The organism is Xanthomonas phaseoli pv. dieffenbachiae, from assembly GCF_008639345.1.
GTDB classification, from domain to species: Bacteria; Pseudomonadota; Gammaproteobacteria; order Xanthomonadales; family Xanthomonadaceae; genus Xanthomonas; species Xanthomonas phaseoli.
The window spans coordinates 2,529,045-2,549,588 of the sequence record NZ_CP041380.1; the positions used below are offsets into that span (position 1 = coordinate 2,529,045).

Sequence of the window (20,544 nt, forward strand, 5' to 3'; positions counted from 1 at the left end):
CTCTGGCGGCTGGGTTGATAGGGCATGCCCGGAGTTACCATCCGGCGCGGCCTGCATAGGTCAGGAAACGGCCAGTGCTGGCATTGACTTTTGACATGTAAATAGACTGTATCGGAATGCTTGGGCTGTTGACCACGCTGGCTGTATCAGGTTTTCAGATATGAGTAGCGATCCCGGCTGTTCTCAAGTGTCTGCTCTTCCCGGCAGCCGTCATTCATGGGAAGCCGGCCGACCAGCGGCTCACAGCCTGTATCAGGCTGCAGACCTACGCTCCTGAAGATCCGGCAGACAGTCGGAGAAGTCAGGCTGAATCCTGGACATCGCACTGGCGATCAGTGAATTGCCGGTCAGCACCGCCAGCAGCATCCCCGTCATCGTCACCAGTCCGTTCGAATTCCGCAGGATCTGGAGGGCCAGCGGCAGCGGGAACCCCTCCTCCAAACGCCGCAACGGATGAATCCCGCCATGCACGAACGAGTTCATGGCTGACCAGGTCACGTCCTTGAAATGCGCAAACATCTCGTAGGCGCCCAACGGCATCCCCTCACCGGGCATCCCCGTGCCTTTGCGCAGAGCTTCCAGCATTTCGCTCACGCCGGGCAAATTCTTCACTGCTTTCTCGCTGTCCAAGGTAAGGGGCGACAGCAGCTTGGCGATCGTCGGCTCGGGGGCCGCATAAAGGAGCCACGCCGCCCGTACCAGCGCTTCGAATTGAATACGCATGAGGCCCACCGCCGAATTGGCGAGCGTGAGTGCGATGAGCGAGCGAAGGCCCTCGGCATGCTCCAAGGCCACCATGCACATGCCTGCCGCCACTTGGGATCTGGGAGCGCCATGGAAGCCCACCCCGCTCAGGAGCTCCAGGATGTGTCCATGCATTTGCTGGGAACGTGCGAGCATTCGCGCGATATCCGAAGGATCACCAGTTTGTGCGGAGGCCGTTCCCATCCAGGGATGGTAGGGCCAGGCCAACTGCGCCAGCAATATGGGTTGGCGATGCAATGGCATCCGGCGGCATGCACGGCTCGGACGGGAGCCTTGCTCGAAGGACTCCCACACATGCACGCCTGTAAGCCAAGCACTGCCTCGGAATTCCCGAAGGCCATCACAGTTGGCGGCGTCGCCCGGCGCGATGACAGGCACGCCTCGCTTACCATCTGCGCCATAAAGGGGGGAGCGAGGGTGGAAGTTACGAATAAGCGGGAACGACCCGAGGCTTTGCCGACCGTGTCGGTCAGGGAGTCTTGGCGGGACGTATGGTTTTGCTTTCGCAAGCCGTTGAGCCTGGAGATTTCTGCCAAGGCGGCGTCGATGGCAGGACAGGAAGTACGGTACTGGCAGCTGTCTGCAGTGCAGGACCGGGCACCGTCCTGGTTCCTGCCGCGGTGGCTGGACCGTGGGCATGTGATTCTGACCTACCGATCCGGCAGGGAAGAACACCAACGGTCTTTCGTCCTGCGTGGCGAAGCCCGGGCGCAGGCGCGCAAGGCCATCCTGCAGCGCGCCCATCGGGAATTGACGCGCGCGCTCGATGCGGCCGACCGGGCACTGGTCCCGATTCGATCCGACATCGAGCGCACGTACCGGTCGGACCGTTACGTGAGGCATTCTCAGGCAGCGCGGATCACAAACAACCATGCGGACATGGTTCGGAAGGTAGCGCCAGTCCTGGATGCGCTTCAACGGCACCCATTGCTTGCGCCGAGTGACAGGGAGCTGGCCCGGTCGTTGAAGGACGAACTGGCCGGCCTCGCCAAGCGCGTCAACGAACCCGAAGCATCGCGCACGCAGCACAACGAGCAATACCTAGCGTACCAGATCGAGGCCGAGGCCGATTACTTCAATGCGGTCGAAAGCAGTCCCCTGACCCCGGAGCAGACCGCCGCAGCGCTGGTCTTCGAGGATGCGACGCTGGTGGTTGCCGCCGCGGGGTCGGGCAAGAGCTCGTGCATCGTCGGCAAGATCGGCTTCGCGCTCAAGTCCGGTCTGTTCCAGGACCACGAGATACTCGCGCTGGCCTACAACAGGAAAGCCGCCAAAAGCCTGGATGAACGGCTGTCCAAGAAGCTCTCGAAGGCCATCGGGCGGAAGGTGGCGGTGGCATCTAAAACCTTCCATTCGTTCGGTCTGTCCGTGATGGTCGAGGCCAATGGGGAAGGCATCCGTCCGCGCGTGCTGAAGGAAGAGGCGGGAGAGGAAGGACGTTTCCTGCGCACGGTCATCGACCGGTTGAAGGATGAGGATCTCCCTTTTCAGCAGGCACTCGCCGATTGGCTACTTTTCGCGCCCTTCGAGGATCCCAGTCCGTCCGGCATTGCTGGCAACCTGGAGGATTGCGAGAAGCGCTACGAGGAATGCTGCCGGCAGCGCATCAAGGCGAAGAGAGAAGAAGGAAAGAAGAGCTACGAACCCACCATTCCCACGCTGGACCCTGCGATCCACGTACGCTCCCTGGAAGAGCGCAGCATCGTGAACTGGCTGTTCCTGCGCGGCATTCCCGTCGGGTATGAAACGCCCGACTGGGACGGAGCCAAACTCCTCGGGCTCGGCGTGTCCGAATCCACGAAGAAGCAGCGCCCTTACAAGCCGGACTTCACCTACCAGACCCAGCAACTGAGCAATGGCACCCAGCGCGAGGTGCGCGTGATCCACGAGCATTTCGCACTGGACGGCAACGGCCGGGCACCGGCATGGATGGGCGGTGCCGAGTACGAGGCACAGGCCCGCAGCAAGCGTGCGATGTTCAAGAAGCGGTTGGCCGGTGGCCATCGCACCGGCAAGCCCGTAGTCTTTTTCGAGACCACCTCGGCACAGATGCGCGACGGCACGCTGTGGAACCATCTGGAGCAATCGCTCAAGAATGCCGGCATCGTGGTGGGTCCGCGCTCCCAGGACGTGTACCGCCGGGCCATCGCCAGCTTCGGCCCGATCGAAGGACTCGAGCAGCTCGTCATGGACTTCGTGCTGCGCTTCAAGGACTCGGGCCTCACGGAAGGGGAGGTTTTGCAGGAAGCAAAGCGGCAGCCCAACTCGTGGCGTGCACTGCTCTTCCTGAAGGTGGCCTTCCCGGTCTTCCACGCCTACCAGCAGGCGCTGCGGGATGCAGGCAAGATCGACTACGCCGACATGCTGCGCGAGGCCCTGGCCGCTCTGCGCGACGGCCGCGTCAAGACGCCGTACCGGTTCGTGCTGGTGGACGAGTTCCAGGACATCGCGCGTCTGCGCGCGGACCTTGTGAAGTCCGTCCTGGACCAGGCACCCGATGAATCGATGGTCTTCTGCGTGGGCGACGACTGGCAGACGATCAATCGATTCTCTGGCTCCGACGTCGGCATCTTCAAGAACATCGGAAACCACTTCGGGCGCCACGAACGCCAGTTGATGCTCTCGCGCACGTTCCGCTGCTCCAGCGGGATCGCCACACTGGCCCGCGAACTGGTGCTGAAGAATGCCAACCAGTTCGACAAGCCGGTGCAGGCGCGGGCGGACCGGCTGTCCCACTGCGTGCGCGTGGTGCTCCACAAGCCTGGTGCCGAACACCGGATGTCGGCATTGGAGACGCAACTGGCGGCATTGATCGAGACCGGCAAGGATCTCGGCATCGCGCTTCCATCCGTGCAGATCCTCACCCGCACGACCGCAGAAACGACTGCGCCGCAGGGCTTGGATTCAAAGGACGCTATCGACGCGCTGAAAGCCAGGTACGACGGCCAGTTGGAGGTGGAGGTCATGAGCATACATGGCTCCAAGGGGCTCGAGGCTGACTTCGTGGTGCTGGTGGGGCTCGATTCCGGGTTCCGCGGCTTCCCGGACGAGCGGGCGCCGGAGCCGCTGCTGGACCTCGTATTGCCCAAGCTCTCCCACGAGAACGAAGAAGAGCGCCGCTTGCTCTATGTGGGCCTCACGCGGGCCAAGCACCAGGTGATCGTACTGGCGAACGGGGAGGCGCCGAGCGAATACGTCCTGGAACTGTCGGCACTCTCGGAACGTCACACCTTCATCGACTGGGTCAACCTGGGCGCTCACCGCGCAGATTGCCCACGGTGCAAGGTGGGATCGCTACAGCCGCCTCGCAACAGTGAGCTCAAACTCGTCTGCTCCCGCTCGGCGCGATGCGGCTATCGAGGCCAGATCCCCCGGCGTCAGGTGCCGGCGGTCAACTCCTGAAGGATGGCGATCCTGCTGTACCACCCTCCTGCCATTCGGCGATCACGGCGATGACGCCCTCCAGGGACCGGCATGCATTCGGGTCAAGGAAGTCCCGACTTGGCCGGCATGGCGATGCTGCGGGAAGCATGACGGCTCACTGTCGGGATCGCGGAGGGTGGATCTTCTTGGAGACGTCGCGCTTCTTCCCAGCTTTTCTGGCGACGAGATGGATCTCGCATTGCCTCCAGAATTGCTGGACCTCGAAGGAAGGACACCGCTGCAGCACATCGCTGATTTCGGCAAGGCCCCATGTCTGTCCATCGGGCGGGCACACCGTCACCCTCGAAGGCAGATGGCCTCCCCTGCGCATGACGAGATAGCCCCCAGCGGATAGTCCGAAGCTCTGGGTCGATGCCGGGTTTCTGCGGTCGGAATCCATCAACCGCACATGGTCGCGAAGTCTTTTGACCAAGTGGCAAAGGCTCCGGAATTTATCCTGGCTCCACAGATTGCCCGTCCGCCGGTTGACTGCCTCGATCGGGGTCTTCCGAAGCTCAGGCTGGGCGGGATACCTTGCCTCCAGAGTGACCGCTTTAGACAGGAAGCGCAGAAGGTGCCGAGGGGCAACCGCCTCATCGATTTGCAGGTCATCCGCCAATTGCGTGTAATCGTGGCTATAGGCCTTCGTATCTCCATTCAATAGCGATTTCTCGCAGCGCACCAGCCATTTGGCTAAGCCGGCCTTGAGGTACATCTCGACGGCGTATCCCATGAGAAGCACCGATGCAGGGGGATTTCCGGTCAGCGCCATCCACTCGACGTTTCGCAAGTTCGGTGGCCTGTCCCTATTGGTCTGCCGCTTTTGTCGCAACCACCGGGCTCGGATCGAACGCGCGGTCGCTGCCTGCCCGTCCCCCTCCTGCATCCAGGCTTTCGCGTCGCCACTGTCCACGCCGCTTCTGACGAGCCGGCTGAATTCCGGTGCAGATGCTTCATCCATGGTCTCCACCTGTACGATCCGGGACCACCGATCTTCGCAGATCATTCCTGCACGGAGGTCACAGGCTTCTCCGCCCATGGGTCCGAGGATCGACGATGGTGTCAGGCCGTCAGGAACTGGGTGCTCCAGCCGCTTCCATGTCAGCGACACACGCGGCCGCGCGTAGCGGCACGCGCCCGGGCAATGTCGCCGGGAAGATCAACCTTGCACGACCAGCAAAGCGACCCTCGGGCGCGGTTACGGGCAATCCCAGACGCCCTTGGCCAGGGTGCAGGATCGCCCCGTGGGACCGATGATGCTGGACGGTCCGGATCGCTTGTAGAGCGCGCCCGCGGCGTCGTAGCAGAAGCCGGCGTCGCAATGGGTGATCGTCACGGCCTGCGGGGCGACGACCGTCGGCGGCTCCTGCATCAACGGGGTATTCGTGCCGCAGCTGGCATTGACCTGGGCGATGGCCGCGTTCGCACGCATGCGTTTTTCATCCTGGCCGATCGTGCGGATGCTGGTGACGAATTCCAGTTCCTTCTGCGCGGCGCGACAGGCGGGCGAACGGATGGTGTTCTGGTCGGCGCCGCTTCCGTGGCCGAGGGCGGACGCCAAGGCCGGGGAGACGGCCATCAGCAGGCACAGCGCAATACGGATTGCACGATTCATCGGGACACCTCATCACTGGACGCGGACGGGCGGTACGAAGGACGCGTTCTACGAAACCTTCCACGACGGAGTCCTTCGCTGTGCGTCTGCCGCGGGGACCGCACGATGAAGAAAGACGAGCGGGCGCAGCGCGTCCCTCCCACTGCATGCAGATGGATGCGCCGTTCCAAGGGCTGCGTCACAGAGCCGCACAGGCGTGCGCACCGCGGCATTCGGCACGCTCCGATGTCCTCAGGAGCCGCTCAATCCTGCCGCCAACGTCGAAACCTCCCGTCGCACACAAAGCGGTCGGCCCGTCTTCCCCATTGAAGGCAGCGCCCTTCGATGCGCCTTGCCAGCATCGAGTCTCCCCACAGCCCAAGGAGACCCGACATGACCTCGCGTGCCACGGCCAGCCGCGCCGCTCCCGTCTACCTTCCCCTGTGCGGCGTGCTGGCCGTGGCACTCCTGTGTGGCGGCACCGCGTCCGCGCACGCCGATCCCGTGCTCGAACGCGAGCAACTGGCGAGCGCCATCCGCCTGCTCGATCAGGTGGACCGCATCGGCCGGGCACCGGAGGCCACGGAGGCTGTGCAAGCGGCCCGATACCACTTCGATCACGCCCGCCTGCGCAGCGATGTGGAGCGCGTGCGTGCAGGCATCTCCAGTTACCTGACGCCCCGGCGCGCGCAGCCGCGCGACCCGTCGTCGCTGGCTGGCAGTTACACCCGTGAGGCGCCGGCCGAGAGCACCCGCTCTTGGCCGCAGCGGGAGCGATCGCGATGACCGCGACAGCGGAACAGATTGCCGCGTTCCAGGCCAATGGCGGCTTCACGCCTTCGGCCGTCTCGACCGTCGTGCTGAGTTTCGTCTTCGCCGTTCTGCTGCTGTGGGGCGTGTGGGCCATGCGCTCCGCCTACATCGGCTGGGCCGAGCAACGCCTCTCCCAGCGCCAATTCGCCGTCGTGATCGTGCGCTTCCTCGCGCTGTACCTCGTGCTGACCTTCCTCCTGCTTTCCTGATGAACCGAGGATTCGCCATGAACCCCCAATACCGCCCTCGCCGCGGTGCATTGCGCACCGCGCGCACCGTGATAGCGACCGCCCTAACGCCCGTCGCGATCCCCGCCATCGCATCCGGCCTGCCCACGATGGAAGATCCGTCCCGCGGCGCCGGCAAGGGCATCCTGCAGACGCTGCAGAACTACGGCTACGACATCGTTCTGCTCGTCGCGCTGCTGGTCGTCGCCTCGATGTTCGTGGGGGTCTGCTACCACGCTTACACGCGCTATTCCGAGATCCACACGGGACGCGCGACCTGGGGCCAGTTCGGCCTGACGGTGGCCGTGGGCGCGATGCTGCTGGTGGTGGGCATCTGGCTGCTCACCAAGGCCACGGCAATCCTATAGGGGCACCGATGGCGCCCCAGGACAGCACGCGCGACGGCCTCGTCGCGTTTCTCCCGCACCGCCTCAACCGCCAGCCGGTGGTGGTGCGCGGCCTGACGGCCGATGAGCTCTGGGTCTGCGCCGGTGCTTCCGCCTCCGCCGGACTGCTCGCGGGCCTGCCGCTGGCATGGATCACGCGCAGTATCGCGATGGTGCCCACCATGATCGTGGTGGGCATCGCCGCGGGCGTGTTCATCGGCGGCGGCGTCCTGCGCCGCCAGAAGCGCGGGCGCCCCGACACCTGGCTGTACCGGCAGCTGCAGTGGCGTCTGGCCTTGCGGCGTCCGTATCGGAACGACCGGCCCGCAGGCCATGGCCTGGTGACACGCACCGGATACTGGACGACACGCCGCACGCGCTCGCCCGCTCGCACGTCTACTCGCCCCCCCACTCGCCCTGCCCCCCGCACTCGGGGCCGCCCATGAGCCGCTTCAAGAACGAGGTCGCGCACCTGCAGGCCCACGTCGCGACGCTGCGGCGGGCCGGCGCGGCGCTGTTCGCGCTCGCGCTGCTGATGGGCCTGGGCTGGTGGAACGCGCCGCGCCACCTCACCATCCACGTGCCGCCGGATCTGCGCTCGGGCAGCACGCGCAAGTGGTGGGACGTACCGCCCGAGAGCGTGTATGCCTTCACGCTCTACATCTTCCAGCAGCTCAACCGCTGGCCGACCAATGGCGAGGAGGACTACCCCCGCAACCTGCGCGCCCTGTCCGCCTACCTGACACCCGCCTGCCAGGCCCTGCTGCAGCAGGACTACGAGACGCGACGCAACAACGGCGAGCTGCGCCAGCGCGTGCGGGGCCTCTACGAGATCCCCGGCCGCGGCTATGGAGAAGACCCCGCGGCGCGCGTCAAGGTGCTGTCCGAGCGCGACTGGGTGGTCACCCTCGACGTGAGCGCCGACGAGTACTACGGCGGCGAACAGGTCAAGCGGGCACTGGTGCGTTATCCGCTCAAGGTCGTGCGCCTGGACGTCGATCCCGAGCGCAACCCTTTCGGCCTGGCACTCGACTGCTACAGCGGCGCGCCGCAGCGCATCTCCGCTCCCGCCCCGGCGCCTGCGCCGACCACCCCGGCCGCTCCGCCCGCGGCATTGCCTGGAGCCACGCCATGATGCGCACCCAACCGTCTGCCCTGCGCGCAGCCGCCCTCTGGGCGACGCTCTGGCTGGGCGCCACGCCCGCAGCCCACGCGGTACAGATCCTGCGGTGGGATCGCATGCCGCTCGCGGTCCCCCTGCGCGTCGGCGAGGAGCGCGTGGTGTTCATCGACCGCAACGTGCGCGTCGGCGTGCCCGCGGCCATCGCCGACCGGCTGCGCGTGCAGAGCGCGGGCGGCGCGATCTACCTCAAGGCCAGCGAGGCGATCGAGCCGACGCGGCTGCAGTTGCAGGACGCCGACAGCGGCGCGCTGATCCTGATCGACATCGCCGCCGCACCGGCCCAGGCCGGCCCAGCACCGCTGGAGCCCCTGGAGCCGATCCGCATCGTCGAAGGCGATGGGCCAGGACCGCGCTACGGCGCGCGCGATCGGGCGAGCGGCACCGGGGCGGATGCCGGCGGGCAACCCGCCGATGCACTGTCGCCCGATGCCGCCCCGCGGGTACGCCACGAAACGCCGGTCGCCGTCGTGCTCACCCGCTACGCGGCGCAGAGCCTCTATGCGCCGCTGCGCACCGTGGAGCCCGCGGGCGGTGTGACCCCTGCGCGCCTGCCCCGCGGGCTCGACCTGGACGCACTCGCGCCGGCCCTGCCGGTGCATGCGCGGGCGCTCGCCGCCTGGCGCATGGAAGACCAGTGGGTCACCGCCGTGCGCCTGACCAACACCTCGCCGCGCTGGGTGGACCTCGATCCGCGCATGCTCATCGGCGATTTCGTGGCCGCGACGTTCCAGCACCCGGGCCTGGGGCCGGCGGGCGACGCCACCGATACCACCGTGCTCTACCTGGTCACGCGCGGACGCGGGCTGGGCGATGCGCTGCTGCCGCGCATCGGCCGCATCGACGCGGCGCAGAACCTGCCGACGCCTGCGACGGACGCGACGGACGCGACAGACTCCGCGCCGGTGCCGGCACCTCCACCGCAACCGCCTTCGGGAGCCGACCATGCAAAGTAACGGCCTGCTCAAGTGGCTCATGATCCCCGTGGCGGCGCTGCTGGTGTTCCTCGGCATCCACCTTTCGTCCGGCCGCTCCGACCGGCCCGCCGCGGGCGAAGGCGCCGCGCAGCTCACCCCCGAGGAAATGAAGGCCCTGGGGATCGACGGCGACACGCCGCGCGATACCGTGGCCACGCTGGTCGCGCAGGTGAAGCAACTGCGCGGCGAGTTGCAAACGGCCATGGGCGACAACAAGAACCAGCGCGCGGAGAACGATCGTCTGCGCCAGCGCGAGAACGCGATCGACCAGCGCATCAAGTCCGCGCTCGACGGCGAGCGCGGCCGCCTGCAGCAGGAGCGCGAGCAGGCGGCCGGCGAGAAGCAGCAGACCCAGGGCATGCTGCAGGATCTGCAGCACAAGCTCGACCAGCTCGGCGGCAAGGGCGGCGGCTCCGCGGACCTGCCGGTCGGCCTGGGACTGGAGGACGGCGACGGCAAGGGCTTCGGCGCGCAGGGCGGCCCGGGCGTGCGCTGGATCGAGCCCGACGATGCACGCCCCGATGCCGGCAAGGGCGCTTCCAGCGCCACCGGCAAGCCGGATCGGTTCCCCATGCGCTTCGGGTCCGCCGAGGGGGATGCGGCTGGTGGCTCCGCCTCCGCTGCCGCCACCTCGCTGGGCACCACCACGGTCGCCGCGGAGCCCCTGCCGGCCAAGCCGGTCTACACGGTCCCCACGAACGCCACGCTGATGGGCTCGGTCGCCATGACCGCCCTCATCGGCCGCGTGCCGATCGACGGCACCGTCAACGATCCCTACCCCTTCAAGGTGCTCATCGGACCCGACAACCTCACGGCCAACGGTATCGACCTGCCGGAGGTGGCGGGCGCCGTGGTGAGCGGCACCGCCTCGGGCGACTGGACGCTCTCGTGCGTGCGCGGCCAGATCCGCTCCGTGACGTTCGTCTTTCGCGACGGCACCATTCGCACCGTCCCCGAAGACAAGAACCAGGGCGGCGCTGGCGGCAACGGTGGCAACGCGAGCCATGGCAACGCTGCCGACGGCCAGGGCCCGATCCTGGGAGGTCTCGGCTGGATCAGCGATCCGCACGGCATTCCCTGCGTCGGGGGCGAGCGGCGCAGCAACGCGCAGCAGTACCTGGGCTCGCAGGCCCTCATCACGGCCGCGGGCGCGGGTGCCGCCTCGCTCATCAAGAGCGACAGCGGCAACGTCGCGGTGGTGAGCAACGGCAACGGCTCGCTCGGCACGGTGGGCATCTCGGGCAACGAGGCCATGGGCCGCATCCTCGCCGGCGGCGTGCAGGAGATGTCGCAGTGGGTGAACAAGCTCTACGGCCAGGCCTTCGCCGCGGTGTACGTGCCGCCGGGCGCCCGGGTCGCCGTCCACCTCGAACAGCCGTTGCAGATCGACTACGACGTCCAGGGCCGCAAGGTCCGCCACCACACCGGAGCACCCCATGCGATCGACCTGGATTGAGCGCCGCGCGCCCCTGCGCATCCAGCATGTCCAGCGCGTCCTTCGCGCCCCACTCATCGCCATTGCCGTGCTGATGGCCGGCTGCGCCACGCACAAGGACGACCTGCTCTCGCACGGCGACCGCACCATGCGCGACATCTGGGACCAGGAGACCGGCGGCGGCAGTGGTGCTGGTGGCGTCGCCACGGGCGGCGGCGCGGCGTCCCGCCAGCTGATGGACGCACGGCAGGTCCTGCGCCGTCCGCTCACCGCGGCCGACGTGCGGGCCATTCCCGCGGACAACACGGCCTACACCCGCACGGCGCAAAACGAGATCTACCGCCAGTTCCGCCGGCTGCCCAATCCGGACCTGGTGATGTACGTGTTCCCGCACCTGGCGGGCACGGACCCGGTGCCCGTGCCCGGCTACAGCACCGTGTTCCCGCTGTACCAGCGCATCCAGTACGCCATGCCAGGCGAACGCGTGGAGGACTACTGATGCCGCGCTGGCCGCGCTGGCATTGGTCCGAGCGCGCCGCGGGCGCCCTGCGGCGCATGCGCACCGGGGTGGCCGGGCTGGACCAAGCCGCCGCGGGGCCGCCCGGCGACGCGCCGCCCGATGCGTGGGACGAGCACCTCGCCCGGCTGGCCGGGCACGGCATTCCCGCACCCGGAACCCGTGCGCGTCCTCCGGGGCAGCCGCGCGCCACCGAGGACGACGAACGCGCGCTCTACGGCGTGGCGCCCTCATTCGCGGACATGCTGCCCTGGGCGGAATACCTGCCCGCATCGCGCTGCATGCTGCTGGACGATGGCGTGTCCGTCGCGGCCTTCTTCGAGCTCGTGCCGATCGGCACGGAGGGTCGCGAGATGGCCTGGTTGTGGCAGGCCCGCGACGCGCTGGAGAATGCGCTGCAGGATGCCTTCGACGAACTGGACGACCAGCCCTGGGTGGTGCAGCTCTACGCCCAGGACGAGGCCAATTGGGACCGTTACCTGCGCGGACTGGACGCCTACGTACAGCCGCGTGCGCGTGGCTCGGAGTTCACCACCTTCTACCAGCGATTCTTCGCGCACCACCTGCGCGCGATCGGCAAACCCGGCGGCCTGTTCGAGGACAGTGCCGTCACGCGCCTGCCCTGGCGGGGGCAGTCGCGCCGCGTGCGCATGGTGGTCTATCGGCGCGTTCCGGGCGGCGCAGCCCCGCGCCGCGGCCTCACGCCCGAGCAGGCGCTGGCCACGGTCTGCGACCGCCTGCAGGGCGGCCTCGCGAACGCGGGCGTGCGTGCCGAGCGCCTCGGCGCGGCCGACATACATGCGTGGCTGCTTCGCTGGTTCAATCCCTGCCCCACGCTGCTCGGAGGCAGCGCGCTGGACCGGGAACGCTTCTACGACCTGACGCGCTATCCGGAGAATGCCGAAGAGGGCGAGATCGAGCTGGCGAGCGGCACCGACTTCGCGCAGCGCCTCTTCTTCGGCGCGCCGCGCTCCGATGTCGCCAACGGGCTCTGGTGGTTCGACGGCATGCCGCACCGCGCGGTGGTGATGGACCGCCTGCGCCATGCGCCGGGCACGGGGCACCTCACCGGCGAAACACGGAAGGGCGACGCGATCAACGCGCTCTTTGACCAGATGCCGGAGGACACCGCGATGTGCCTGACGCTCGTCGCCACGCCCCAGGACGTGCTCGAATCCCATCTCAACCACCTGGCGCGCAAGGCCGTGGGCGAGACCCTGGCGTCCGAGCAGACGCGCCGCGACGTGCAGGAAGCGCGCGGGCTCATCGGCAGCGCGCACAAGCTCTATCGCGGCGCCCTCGCCTTCTACCTGCGCGGCCGGGATCTGGAGCAGCTGGACGAGCGCGGCGTGCAGCTCGCCAACGTCATGCTGGGCGCCGGCCTGCAGCCAGTGCGCGAGGACGACGAGGTCGCGCCGCTCAACACCTATTTGCGCTGGCTGCCCTGCGTGTTCGACCCGGCCAAGGACACGCGCCAGTGGTACACGCAGCTCATGTTCGTGCAGCACGCGGCCAACCTGGCGCCGGTCTGGGGCCGCGGCCGCGGCACGGGTCACCCGGGCCTCACGCTGTTCAACCGCGGTGGCGATGCGATCACCTTCGATCCGCTCAATCGGCGGGATCGGCAAATGAACGCCCATCTTTTTTTGTTCGGCCCGACGGGTTCGGGCAAGAGCGCCACGCTCAACAACCTGCTCAACCAGGTGATGGCGATCTACCGCCCGCGCCTCTTCGTGGTGGAGGCAGGCAACTCGTTCGGCCTGTTCGGCGACTTCGCCGCACGCCTGGGCCTCACGGTGCATCGGGTGCGGCTCGCGCCGGGCGCGGGCGTCAGCCTCGCCCCCTTCGGCGATGCGCGGCGCCTGGTGGACACGCCCAGCCAGGTCCGCACACTCGATGCCGACGCGCTCGACGAAGCGGCGGAAGCCGAAGGCGCGGCAACGGACGGCGACGAGCAGCGCGACGTGCTCGGCGAGTTGGAGATCACCGCCCGCCTGATGATCACCGGCGGCGAGGACAAGGAAGAAGCGCGCATGACGCGCGCGGACCGCAGCCTGATCCGGCAGTGCATCCTCGATGCCGCACGTGACTGCACCGACGCCGGCCGCATGGTGCTGACGCGCGACGTGCGCGATGCGCTGCGCGGGCGTGCCGGAGACAGCAACCTGCCGGATGCGCGCCGCGCGCGACTGCTGGAGATGGCGGACGCGATGGACATGTTCTGCCAGGGCGCGGACGGCGAGATGTTCGACCGCGACGGCACGCCCTGGCCCGAGGCCGACATCACCATCGTGGACTTGGCCACCTTTGCCCGCGAGGGCTACAACGCGCAGCTGTCGGTGGCCTACATCTCCCTCATCAACACGGTGAACAACATCGCCGAGCGTGACCAGTTCCTTGGCCGGCCCATCATCAACGTGACCGACGAGGGGCACGTCATCACGAAAAACCCGCTGCTTGCGCCGTACGTGGTGAAGATCACCAAGATGTGGCGCAAGCTCGGCGCCTGGTACTGGCTGGCGACGCAGAACCTGGACGACCTGCCCCGGGCCGCCGAGCCCATGCTCAACATGATCGAGTGGTGGATCTGCCTCTCGATGCCGCCCGACGAAGTGGAGAAGATCGCGCGGTTTAGGGAACTCAACGCGGCGCAGAAGGCGTTGATGCTCTCGGCCCGCAAGGAGGCGGGAAAGTTCACCGAGGGCGTCATCCTCTCCAAGTCCATGGAACTGCTTTTCCGGGCGGTGCCGCCCAGCCTGTACCTCGCCATGGCGATGACCGAGCCCGAGGAGAAGGCGGAGCGTTTCGCGCTCATGCAGCAGCACGGCATCAGCGAACTGGATGCCGCGATCCTCGTCGCCGAGAGGATCGACCGCGCGCGCGGCATCGAGCCGTTGCCGCACCACGCACTGGACTGAACCGGAGGCCGGACATGCAAGGATTCTTTGAGCGCCTCGCGCGCTGCCGCACTGCGCTCGCCAGCAGGGAGTGGCCCATCGTCGCCGCGGTCGTGCTGCTGGTTGCGGCGCTCGCTCTCGCCCTCTGGCCAAAGGATACGCAAGCACCAGCGGCCAGCGACGACGCCGTGCAGACCGCACCGCCGCTGCCCGCCGGGCCGCCATGGACGCACGGCCGGTCGGATGCGCGCTTCACGATCACCGTGTACGCCGACCTCGAATGCCCTTACTGCCAGACGTACATCCCTCAACTGGTGCGCTGGATCGACGCCACTCCGGATGTGCATCTCCAATGGCAACACTTGCCGCTCACCCTGCACGAGCCGGCGGCGAGCCGCGAGGCCCGGCTCGCCGAATGCGCAGGCGAAACGCAGGGCCATGCGGGCTTCTGGCAGGCCGTGTCGTGGATCTATGCGCACACCCGCGCCGAAGGCCGCGGCGTTCCCGCGGATGCACGCTATCCTGGCGAGACGCCGGCATTGCAGTCGTGTCTGGACAGCCCGCGCCCGCAGGCGATCGTGCAGCAGCAGGCGCAGCAAGCCCAGCGCGACGGGATCGGCGGCACGCCGACGCTGCGGCTGAAGGAGCGACAGACCGGCCGGTCCGTGGTCCTGAGCGGAGCCACCTCCGCGGACGCGCTGCTGTCCGCGATCGATCTGCTCGCATCCCCGGCTCCGCTTCCCTGACGCGGATGGCCAGCTCCATGGAGCGCCGGACTTCCACAAACGGGGAGTTATTTCTCGCATAAGCGGCGGTATAGATCCAGGGACGGCGAGGCGCCGTGGACGCGTTGAAATACGCGCCCACAACCACGTGAAGGCGCCATGCTGCAGTTTCGTCAAATGGAAGTTTTCAGGGCGATGATGCTCACCGGCTCGGTCAAGGGCGCCGCATCGCTGATGCGCCTCTCGCCGTCCGCGGTCAGCCGCATGGTGACGCAGCTGGAACGCGATGTCGGTTATCCGCTCTTCGAGCGCGTGAAGGGACGGCTGGCGCCGACCGGCGAGGCGAACGCGCTGCTTCCCGAGGTAGAGGCCTGCTACCGGCACGCACTGCAATTGGCCGATCTGGCCGAGAACCTGCGGGTGGGTTCCGCGGGAACGCTCAACATCTGCGCCAGCCATTGCCTCAGCCGCGGTCTCGTGCCGCGGGCCATCGCGCGATTTCTCGCGCAGTTTCCCAAGGTGCAAGTGCAGGTGCGCGCGAGCCTGCTCGCGGACATGCCGGGGGAGGTGCTGAGCAACCGCGCGGACCTGGCGGTGTCCGTGCTGCCGCTGCACCACGCGAACCTGCAGGTGACGCCCTTCACCGAAGGCCGCATGGTGTGCGTGGCTCCCCGGGACCATGCCCTCGCCGGCCTGGCGGCAGCGCAGTTCAAGGACATCGCGTCGTACCCGGTCATCACCCACCACCCGAGCATCCCCTTCGGACAACTGGTCACCGCGGCGTTCGAACGGGCCAACGTCCACCTGCCCTCCCGCATCCACATCTACCACACGGATGTCGCCTGCGCCCTGGTTCGCGCCGGCGCGGGCGTGGCGATCGTGGACGAGTTCACCGTCGATGGGCTGGCGTGGGGCCGCGATCTCAGCGTCGTGCCGCTCGCGACCGGCATCGTGCTCACCCCGACCGTGCTGCGCTCGATGCTCGCCAGCAGTCGTCCGCATGCCGATCTGTTCGTCGCCGCCCTGCAGGAGGAGGCGCGGCTTGATCGCCGCAGAGGCGCAGGCGCAACGGCATGACTTGGAATCGTCGTTATTCCTCGAATAAACGGCCGTTCTGCATTCCCAGGCAGCACGGCAGCGATTGACGAAAACGCAAGGGCTTGGGCTGATTTCGCAATCGCCAACGGCGCCCTCTCTTCCTAGCATCCGGTCCATTGTTGTCGAAACAGGGAGCGGTACATGGACATCGGATTGGTCGGCATGGGGAACATCGGGCGCCATTTCGCAGCGCGATGGATGGCGCAGGGACACCGCGTCATCGTGCATGACACGCGTGCTCAGGCACGCGAAGAAGCGACGCAAGCGGGGGCGATCGCCGCGGCCAACCTGGTCGATGTCCTGGCGAACGCCCAGGTGATTGCCCTGAGCCTTCCGCTGCCCACGGTCGTGCGGGACGTGGCCGAGGCCATCGCCGCGGCGGCCGGCGTCCGTGACCCGCTGCTCGTCGTGGATCTGTCCACGACGGGTGCCCAGACCACTTCAGAAGTGGGCCATCTGCTGGACCGCGCGGGCGTGGCTTTCCTGAGCGCGCCGGTGAGCGGCGGGACGGCAGCGGCGGCGCAAGGGCTGCTCACGGTGATGGCAGCGGGCCCGCTGGCGGCGTACGAGCGGGCCAGGCCCGTGCTCGACGCCGTGGGGCGCCACATCTTCTACCTGGGTGAGGACGTGCGCCTGGGCCAGACCCTCAAGCTGATCAACAACACGCTCTACGCCAGCGCGATGCTCGCGAGCTGCGAAGCGCTGGTGTGCGGCGCCAAGGCAGGGCTCGACGCCCGCACCATGCTGGACGTCATCAACCGCTCCAGCGGCCGGTGCTTCGCCACGATGGAGCGCATGCAAGGCGCCCTGGACCGGAGCTTTCCCGTCCGCTTCACCACCGAACTGCTGCGCAAGGACGTGCAGCTCGGGCTCGTGGCCGCGGGCGAACTCGGCGTTCCCATGCACGTCAGCAAGGCGGCACTTCAGTTGCTCGACCAGGCCGTCGCCGACGGCCTCGGCGAAGCGGACAACATCGCCGCGATCCAGTCGATCGAACGGCAGGCCGGCGCCGTGTTCGGAGCCGCGGCGGCCTGATCGAGCGCCCGCCGGCCGCTCTGGCGCAACCGGCGGCGACAGCACAACAAACCCAGCTTCCCGAGGAGAAACCATGAAACGAAGAATCATCGCATCGCTCATCGCCACCCTACCCCTGCTGGCATCGGCCTTCCCCGACCGGCCGATCCGGCTGATCGTTCCACTGCCCGCGGGCAGCATCACGGATGTCGTGGCACGCACGCTCGCGGAGAGCATGGCGACCCGCCTCAAGCAACCCATCGTCGTGGACAACCAGGCCGGCGGGAATGCCATCCCCGGCACGATGGCCGCGGTGCGGGCGACACCCGACGGCTACACCTTGCTGATGGTCGGGGTCACCAACGGAGCGAGCAACCTCGCCACCGTGAAATCCCTGCCCTACGACCCCCGCAAGGATTTCGCGCCGGTGGGACAGATCGCCGAAGCACCGTTCATGCTGGTGGCCCGCAAGTCGCTGCCCGTGACCCAGCTGAAGGATCTGATCGCCTACGGCAAGGCGCACCCCGACAAGCTCTCCTATGGCAACGGATCCGGCAGCATCCAGTTGTCGGCGGCACGGCTGGTTTCCCAGGCGGGATTCACCGCAACCCCGGTGCCCTACAAGGGCGTGCCGCAGGCGATGACCGACTTGATCGGCGACACCATCGACTTTGCCGTGGTCGATCTGGTCAATGGGCTGCAGGCGGCACGCGCGGGGCGTGTGGTGGCACTGGGCGTCACCTCGGCCCAGCGCACCCCGCTTGCGCCGGACCTTCCCACCCTGGCCGAACAGGGATTGCGGGGATACGACATTTCCGTGTGGTTCGGCATGGTGGCACCGGCCCACACGCCTGCCACCGTGATCGCGAGGATCAACGCGGCATTGCGTGAAGCGCTTGCGGATCCGGCGGTCAAGCAGCGCTTCGACCAGGCGGGTCTGACGCCCTCGCCGTCGTCGCCCGAGGCCTTCGGTCGGCTCGTCGACAACGACATCGCCAAGTGGACGACGATCGCGCGCGACGCCGGCATCGCGCCGCAATGAGGCCGGAGCACCGCCATGCTCAAGATCCGCAAGATCCTCCTTAACGTCGAACGCATCCACCATGAGGGCGGCCCGGCGCGCGCCATCCCCGTCACGATGGGATCGATCGCGGCATTGGTGCGCAATCCCTGCGCCGGCCGCTATGTGGAAGACCTCTCCGAGATGGCCGCCGCTGCCCGGGAGCTCGCCCGCTCGCTGGTGCCTGAACTGCTGGCTGCCCTGGGTGGGGAGGACAGGATCGAGGCCTATGGCAAAGGCGCCATCGTGGGCACCGACGGTGAGCTGGAGCACGGTGCCGTCTGGCACGAGGCGGGCGGCTGGTCCATGCGCGAGGCGCTGCCCCGCGCCAAGTCGATCGTTCCCGCCGTGAAAGCGGTGGCGTGCGCCGGCACGCGGCTGCACATCCCCATGCACCACATCGAGGCCTGCTACGTGCGCAGCCACTTCGCCGCGATGGAGGTGGGCGTGGCCGACGGGCCGCGGCCCGACGAGCTGCTCTATGCGCTGGTGATGTCCACGGGCGCTCGCGTCCATGAGCGGCTGGGCGGCCTGCGCGCGGACCAGATCGCCGCGGGCGACGGCCAGCGCTGACGTCTCGCCCGGCGACCGGGCCGGGCTTCCATTCCCTCGACCGCATGCTCCACCCGGAGCAGGTGCGGGCGCGCCCCCGAGGACCGGACGGGTTCCCACGTGCGGCGACTGGCAGGAGCTACCGACATGATCACCGACCCCGAGGCCCATGGGCTTCTGGCCGAGGCCATCGCGCTGCTCGCGAAAACCGGCAGTTTCAAAGACCCGGCGACACGCCTGCAGATGCTGCGCGTGGCCAAGGCGATGGAGGCCGTGCGCCATGCGCTGGAAACCCGCGCGCACGCCGTGGCACTGGCCCGCCTGCGCGCACTGGGCGTGACCGCGGCACGTCTCGCCAGGATTTTCGATCGGCTGGAGGGCGGCCCCTTGCTGGGGCTGATCGCCGACGGGGACCGCGCCGCAGCCAACTGGTCGGCCGGCATGCTGGGGCATGGCTGGCATGGCCTGTCGCCCACCTCCCGGATCGCGTGCGGCGTGGGAATGCACCACGCCAGTTTCAGCGAAGCATCCGACGACCCGACGCTGCACTGGATCGCGTCCGGCGAAGTGCCGCTCTACCTGCAGCGCTCCTGGCAGGTATTGGGCGGCGTGATCGACACGGCCTTGCTGCGGTCATTGAGCGATCTGGCCCGGAGCATGCACGACCATCCCGATACGCGCAGCCCGGTCTTCGCGGGCGGCTACCGCGACACTCTGCACCAGCTGGAGTGCATGGCAAGCGCCCTGCTGTCGCTCGATCTGCGCCTGCAGGAGTGCGCATGGATGCTGACGCGGCTCTCGGACCGGATCGACCCGCTGGCGCAACGGATTCTCTGCGCACTGACCACCCGCTACAGCGGCGCCCCGGGCGCGGCGCCTGCCGATCACGTGTACGCGGAGTTCGATCCCGAACAGCAGCACCGCATGCGCGCGGGGGCGGCCGTGCTGCTGCAGTTGTCCAGGGCGCGGCTGTTGGACGACACGGGCGCGCTGTCCATCCAGGGTCAGACCGCGGTGATCGAGGCGCGCAGGCTGCTGTTGGGCGGCGCGGTGGCGCCCTCCTGCCGTCCGGGTGCCATGGCATAAACGGAGTGCATGCCGGATCGGATTCCCGGTAGGCAACCGCGCGATCGGCCTCCATCCTGCGGCGCAGGCAGCGGGGACGTTTGCGTCTCCACTTCCCAGCACAGCCGCGGTCTTCGAGGCTGTGGCGCGGGACACCGCGTCGACCGCTCCCGTCCGCACCGCATCCGATACCGCGGACGCCCAGCGCCCAAGCGCTGGAGGATGCACATCGTTTTCAACCCCAGGGGTCCGTCCCCTCGGGGAGTTCCGGACCTCCTTCTCATCCACGCCGGAGGCACCATGGAACAACCTACATCCGAAGTGCTGGCACGCACCAGCGCACCCGCTTTCTCCGTCCAGGAGAACCGTCTGATCTACCGCGCCATCGAAGTGCTGGAACGCAAACTGTTCCAGCGCGAAGCGCACATCCCCTCTCCTGAAGCCCTGTTCGACTACCTGCGGTTGAAGCTGGCCCGCGAGCCCAATGAAATCTTCGGCGCGGTCTTCCTCGACAACCAGCACCGGGTCATCGCGTTCGAGGCCCTGGCGCTCGGCACGATCAACCAGGCGATCGTCCATCCGCGCGTGGTCGTCAGACGCGCGATGGAATTGAACGCAGCCGCGGTGATCCTCGCGCACAACCACCCCTCGGGTGACATCCAGGACAGCGCAGCGGACCGGATGCTCACGGAACGACTGCAGAGTGCACTCGACTTCGTGGACATCCGCGTGCTCGACCACGTGATCGTCGGGAAGGGCGCACCCTATTCTTTCGCCCAAGCGGGCTTGTTGTGATCCAGAGGCGCCCCGGCAGCG

General features: G+C 67.8%; 20 protein-coding genes. 17 read left to right on the forward strand and 3 right to left on the reverse strand.

Annotated features, from left to right (window positions below; translation table 11 throughout):
- Positions 1–252 precede the first annotated feature (252 nt).
- The gene (locus FLG15_RS11520) at positions 253–1,008 is read right to left on the reverse strand and encodes a DUF6988 family protein (protein ID WP_370512619.1); all 756 of its coding nucleotides are present in this window, start codon (positions 1,006–1,008) and stop codon (positions 253–255) included.
- Positions 1,009–1,278: 270 nt separating this feature from the next.
- Between FLG15_RS11520 and FLG15_RS11525 the strand changes: the two genes are divergently transcribed.
- On the forward strand, positions 1,279–4,167 hold the full coding sequence (locus FLG15_RS11525) for a UvrD-helicase domain-containing protein (protein ID WP_244665528.1): 2,889 nt from the start codon (positions 1,279–1,281) through the stop codon (positions 4,165–4,167).
- 136 nt (positions 4,168–4,303) lie between these two features.
- Here FLG15_RS11525 and FLG15_RS11530 read toward each other — a convergent pair whose 3' ends face one another.
- A complete protein-coding gene (locus tag FLG15_RS11530; protein ID WP_244665527.1) occupies positions 4,304–5,149 on the reverse strand; it encodes a hypothetical protein in 846 nt (281 codons plus the stop codon).
- A 237-nt stretch (positions 5,150–5,386) separates the two neighbouring features.
- Positions 5,387–5,803, reverse strand: a complete 417-nt coding sequence (locus FLG15_RS11535) for a hypothetical protein (protein ID WP_244665526.1) — start codon at positions 5,801–5,803, stop codon at positions 5,387–5,389.
- Positions 5,804–6,175: 372 nt separating this feature from the next.
- On the opposite strand from FLG15_RS11535, the gene FLG15_RS11545 reads away from it, so the two are divergent.
- The 16 genes from FLG15_RS11545 to radC all read left to right on the forward strand — a co-directional run bounded on the left by FLG15_RS11545 (position 6,176) and on the right by radC (position 20,523).
- Positions 6,176–6,568, forward strand: a complete 393-nt coding sequence (locus FLG15_RS11545; RefSeq protein WP_150146301.1) for an integrative conjugative element protein, RAQPRD family — start codon at positions 6,176–6,178, stop codon at positions 6,566–6,568.
- The gene (locus FLG15_RS11550) at positions 6,565–6,804 is read left to right on the forward strand and encodes a TIGR03758 family integrating conjugative element protein (RefSeq protein WP_150146304.1); all 240 of its coding nucleotides are present in this window, start codon (positions 6,565–6,567) and stop codon (positions 6,802–6,804) included. Before FLG15_RS11545 ends, FLG15_RS11550 begins: the two co-directional genes overlap by 4 nt.
- A 17-nt stretch (positions 6,805–6,821) precedes the next feature.
- Positions 6,822–7,190, forward strand: coding sequence for a TIGR03745 family integrating conjugative element membrane protein (locus tag FLG15_RS11555; RefSeq protein ID WP_150146306.1), 369 nt, complete (start codon positions 6,822–6,824; stop codon positions 7,188–7,190).
- Between the two features lie 8 nt (positions 7,191–7,198).
- Positions 7,199–7,654 (forward strand): TIGR03750 family conjugal transfer protein, encoded by a 456-nt coding sequence (locus tag FLG15_RS11560; RefSeq protein ID WP_150146308.1) that lies wholly within the window; start codon positions 7,199–7,201, stop codon positions 7,652–7,654.
- Positions 7,651–8,343 (forward strand): PFL_4703 family integrating conjugative element protein, encoded by a 693-nt coding sequence (locus FLG15_RS11565; protein ID WP_150146311.1) that lies wholly within the window; start codon positions 7,651–7,653, stop codon positions 8,341–8,343. The genes FLG15_RS11560 and FLG15_RS11565 overlap by 4 nt, the downstream gene beginning before the upstream one ends.
- The gene (locus tag FLG15_RS11570; RefSeq protein ID WP_150146314.1) at positions 8,340–9,344 is read left to right on the forward strand and encodes a TIGR03749 family integrating conjugative element protein; all 1,005 of its coding nucleotides are present in this window, start codon (positions 8,340–8,342) and stop codon (positions 9,342–9,344) included. Before FLG15_RS11565 ends, FLG15_RS11570 begins: the two co-directional genes overlap by 4 nt.
- Positions 9,334–10,821, forward strand: coding sequence for a TIGR03752 family integrating conjugative element protein (locus FLG15_RS11575; RefSeq protein ID WP_150146317.1), 1,488 nt, complete (start codon positions 9,334–9,336; stop codon positions 10,819–10,821). Before FLG15_RS11570 ends, FLG15_RS11575 begins: the two co-directional genes overlap by 11 nt.
- Positions 10,802–11,299: a TIGR03751 family conjugal transfer lipoprotein gene (locus tag FLG15_RS11580; protein ID WP_150146320.1), complete on the forward strand. Its 498-nt coding sequence runs from the start codon at positions 10,802–10,804 to the stop codon at positions 11,297–11,299. Before FLG15_RS11575 ends, FLG15_RS11580 begins: the two co-directional genes overlap by 20 nt.
- Before the next feature lie 56 nt (positions 11,300–11,355).
- A complete protein-coding gene (locus tag FLG15_RS11585) occupies positions 11,356–14,235 on the forward strand; it encodes a conjugative transfer ATPase (RefSeq protein ID WP_150147670.1) in 2,880 nt (959 codons plus the stop codon).
- A gap of 14 nt (positions 14,236–14,249) precedes the next feature.
- Positions 14,250–14,960, forward strand: a complete 711-nt coding sequence (locus FLG15_RS11590; RefSeq protein WP_150146323.1) for a DsbA family protein — start codon at positions 14,250–14,252, stop codon at positions 14,958–14,960.
- A 138-nt stretch (positions 14,961–15,098) separates the two neighbouring features.
- Positions 15,099–16,016, forward strand: a complete 918-nt coding sequence (locus FLG15_RS11595; RefSeq protein ID WP_150146326.1) for a LysR substrate-binding domain-containing protein — start codon at positions 15,099–15,101, stop codon at positions 16,014–16,016.
- 162 nt (positions 16,017–16,178) lie between these two features.
- Positions 16,179–17,072, forward strand: coding sequence for an NAD(P)-dependent oxidoreductase (locus tag FLG15_RS11600; RefSeq protein ID WP_150146328.1), 894 nt, complete (start codon positions 16,179–16,181; stop codon positions 17,070–17,072).
- A 73-nt stretch (positions 17,073–17,145) separates the two neighbouring features.
- Positions 17,146–18,093, forward strand: coding sequence for a Bug family tripartite tricarboxylate transporter substrate binding protein (locus FLG15_RS11605; RefSeq protein WP_150146331.1), 948 nt, complete (start codon positions 17,146–17,148; stop codon positions 18,091–18,093).
- A 15-nt stretch (positions 18,094–18,108) separates the two neighbouring features.
- The gene (locus FLG15_RS11610) at positions 18,109–18,684 is read left to right on the forward strand and encodes an amino acid synthesis family protein (RefSeq protein ID WP_150146334.1); all 576 of its coding nucleotides are present in this window, start codon (positions 18,109–18,111) and stop codon (positions 18,682–18,684) included.
- Between the two features lie 126 nt (positions 18,685–18,810).
- The gene (locus FLG15_RS11615; protein WP_244665525.1) at positions 18,811–19,749 is read left to right on the forward strand and encodes a hypothetical protein; all 939 of its coding nucleotides are present in this window, start codon (positions 18,811–18,813) and stop codon (positions 19,747–19,749) included.
- Positions 19,750–20,028: 279 nt separating this feature from the next.
- Positions 20,029–20,523, forward strand: coding sequence for a RadC family protein (radC, locus tag FLG15_RS11620; RefSeq protein ID WP_150146337.1), 495 nt, complete (start codon positions 20,029–20,031; stop codon positions 20,521–20,523).
- Positions 20,524–20,544: the final 21 nt, after the last annotated feature.